At 60.4% G+C, this 3,089-nt stretch carries 2 protein-coding genes and 1 riboswitch; of the genes, one reads left to right on the top strand and one right to left on the bottom strand.

Annotated features, from left to right (window positions below; genetic code table 11):
* Positions 1–152 precede the first annotated feature (152 nt).
* The gene (locus ACIOZM_RS18050; protein WP_401216159.1) at positions 153–1,586 is read right to left on the bottom strand and encodes a TolC family outer membrane protein; all 1,434 of its coding nucleotides are present in this window, start codon (positions 1,584–1,586) and stop codon (positions 153–155) included.
* 205 nt (positions 1,587–1,791) lie between these two features.
* Positions 1,792–1,897: riboswitch (TPP riboswitch) on the top strand.
* A 146-nt stretch (positions 1,898–2,043) separates the two neighbouring features.
* On the opposite strand from ACIOZM_RS18050, the gene ACIOZM_RS18045 reads away from it, so the two are divergent.
* Positions 2,044–3,089, top strand: a 1,046-nt coding sequence (locus ACIOZM_RS18045; RefSeq protein ID WP_401216158.1) for a phosphomethylpyrimidine synthase ThiC, incomplete at its 3' end; no start/stop codon positions are given.

Here is a 3,089-nt window from a genome sequence, read left to right as displayed (position 1 = left end):
CACCCACAACCAACCCCCCCCTCTCACACCCCCTCGCCACACAAAAACACCCCCCCCCCGCTTTGTGCGCCCCCCCCCCCCCCCCCCCCCAAAAAAAAAAAAAAAAAAACCCCCCCCCCCCCCCCCACGCTGCGATCTTTTGCTTTTAAGGCTTAAGGCCGGGCCTTGAGCTGGGCTTCGGCAGCCTTGGCCAGATCGGGTGGCAGGAAGTCTTTGTCCGGGTTGTAGTCCGGTTTCAGATAGCGCGCCAGATCCTGCAAGTCACCCGGATTCAACGTCCCCGCCGCCTGCTTCAGACGCAGGTTGTCGAGAATGTAGTCGTAACGGGTGTTGTTGTAGTTACGCACCGAGGTGTACAGCTGACGCTGGGCATCCAGCACATCGACGATGTTGCGCGTCCCCACCTGATAACCGATTTCCGTGGCTTCCACCGCGCTCTGGTTCGAAATGATCGACTGGCGGCGTGCCTGTACCTGCTCGACATCGGTGTTCACCGCGCGATGCAGGTTGCGGGTGCTCTCGACGATCTGCCGGCGCAGCGCTTCACGCTGTTGTTCGCTCTGATCCAATTGCGCATAAGACTGGCGCACCTGCGAGCTGGTCAGCCCGCCGCTGTAGATCGGAATGTTCAATTGCAGGCCCAGCGTACTCTGCTCGACGTTGCCGCTGTACGGCGTACCAAAGGCATTCGGGTTGGCGAAACCGAGGGCGTCGTTGTCACCCTTTTCGTACTTGGCCACCGCATCGAGGGTCGGCAAGTGGCCGGCCTTGCGCTGCTTCAGCGTCTGCTCGGCGGAGCTGACGGCGAAGTTGCTGGCGAGCAGATTGAGGTTCTGTTTGGCCGCGGTTTCGACCCAGGCCTTGGCGTCGTTCGGCGCCGGCGGCAGGATCGGCAAGGTGTGGACGATACCCTGAATCGAGTTGTACTCACGGTTGGTCAAAGTGATCAATGCTTCGAACGCATCATCGACCTGACGCTGAGCGACGATCCGGTTGGCCCGTGCAGTGTCATAACTGGCTTGCGATTGCAGCACATCGGTCTTGTCCGACAGGCCGACATCGAAGCGCTCGTTGGACTGGTCGAGCTGGCGCTTGAACGCAGCTTCTTCAGCCTTGGTCGAGGCCAGATTGTCCTGAGTGCGCAGCACGTTGAAGTAGTCTTCCGCCGATTGCAGGATCAGGTTCTGCTCGGTGGCGGACAGTTGCAGCGCGGCCTGTTCGTTGACGTCCTTGGCGGCCTGGTACTGGAACCAGCGATCCGCGCGGAACAGTGGCTGCGCCAGCGTCGCCTGATAGGAGTGAGCACTGCGGTTGGCAATCGCCGAAGGCTGGTCGATCGAGGTGCGCACGTCGGCCACTTCGGCGCCGCCAGACAGATTCGGCAGCAGGCCGGCACGGGCCTGTGGCACGACTTCCTTCTGAGCGCCGTACTGGGCGCGGGCCGCAGCCAGATCGGCGTTGTTGTCGACCGCTTCCTGATAGACGCTGACCAGATCGGTCTTGGTCGACAAGGGCGCTTCTGCTGCCCCGGCCATTGAGGTGGACGCACAAGACACGGCAAGAGCCAGTGAAAGTTTGCGCAGCATGAGGCGATCCCTAGCTAAATATTATGGAAATAATCCGGGCGCCAAAGGTACGGCGCGGGCCCCACAGCGTCAAGGCATGGCGGGGCACAGCGAGTGTAGTTGCGCATTCGGGCGGCAACAATCCTGCAAGTCCTGCCAATTGCGCCATTCATCATGGTGTTTGCCACGGTGTTGGCGTTCTTTGCCGGTTGTGTCTAGACTGGCCGGGTTCTTGTCGGGGTGCCTTGCTATGAGGCTGAGATCGAATAATTTCGGATCCCGTTGAACCTGATCAGGTTAGCGCCTGCGTAGGGAACAAGATTTCTCGTCACCCGGCGAGTCCTCTTGTGCTTCGTCCGGGATATTGTTCGACAATCGAACGCTCGACGACGATGCACAGCACCAGTCCTGGTGCGTCCGTGCCTTTCAGGTTCTGCTCCGACAATCCACTGCCTGGATGCTGTCTGGAGAGCCCGTGATGACTACAAAATCAAAAAACGCGATCAACCTGAGTGATTCGGCCAAGGTCGATGAGCAATCGGTCAAGCCGTTCACCCGTTCGCAAAAAGTCTACGTTCAGGGCTCTCGCCCGGACATCCGCGTGCCGATGCGCGAAATCAGCCTCGATGTAACGCCGACTGACTTCGGTGGCGAAATCAACGCCCCGGTCACCGTCTACGACACCTCGGGTCCGTACACCGATCCGAACGTGGTGATCGATGTGCGCAAAGGTCTGGGCGACGTGCGTTCGGCGTGGATCGACGACCGTGGCGACACCGAGCGTCTGTCGGGCCTGAGCTCGAACTTCGGCCAGGAACGCCTGGCCGATGCCGAACTGACCAAGCTGCGCTTCGCTCACGTAAACAATCCGCGCCGCGCCAAGGCCGGGGCCAACGTCAGCCAGATGCATTACGCGCGTCAGGGCATCATCACCGCCGAGATGGAATACGTTGCCATCCGTGAAAACATGAAGCTTGAAGTGGCTCGCGCCGCTGGCCTGCTGGACCAGCAACACGCCGGTCACAGCTTCGGCGCCAGTGTGCCGAAAATCATCACCCCCGAATTCGTCCGTGAAGAGATCGCCCGTGGTCGCGCGATCATTCCGGCCAACATCAACCACACCGAACTGGAACCGATGATCATCGGCCGTAACTTCCTGGTGAAGATCAACGGCAACATCGGCAACAGTGCACTGGGTTCGTCCATCGAAGAAGAAGTGGCGAAACTGACCTGGGGCATTCGCTGGGGTTCGGACACCGTGATGGACTTGTCCACCGGCAAACACATTCACGAAACCCGTGAGTGGATCATCCGCAACTCGCCGGTGCCGATCGGTACCGTGCCGATTTATCAGGCCCTGGAAAAAGTCGGCGGCGCCGCTGAAGACCTGACCTGGGAGTTGTTCCGCGACACGCTGATCGAGCAGGCGGAGCAGGGCGTCGACTACTTCACCATCCACGCCGGCGTGTTGCTGCGCTACGTGCCGCTGACCGCCAAACGCGTGACCGGCATTGTCTCCCGTGG

The sequence above is a fragment of the Pseudomonas sp. NPDC087346 genome, assembly GCF_044744235.1.
Lineage (GTDB): Bacteria > Pseudomonadota > Gammaproteobacteria > Pseudomonadales > Pseudomonadaceae > Aquipseudomonas.
The sequence above is the reverse complement of the archived record's forward strand: the minus strand, read 5'-3'. Positions and strand labels throughout refer to the sequence as shown.

Excerpts from the sequence above, each read along its gene's own strand:
- ACIOZM_RS18050 (WP_401216159.1), bottom strand. The coding sequence starts at position 1,586 with ATGCTGCGCAAACTTTCACTGGCTCTTGCCGTGTCTTGTGCGTCCACC.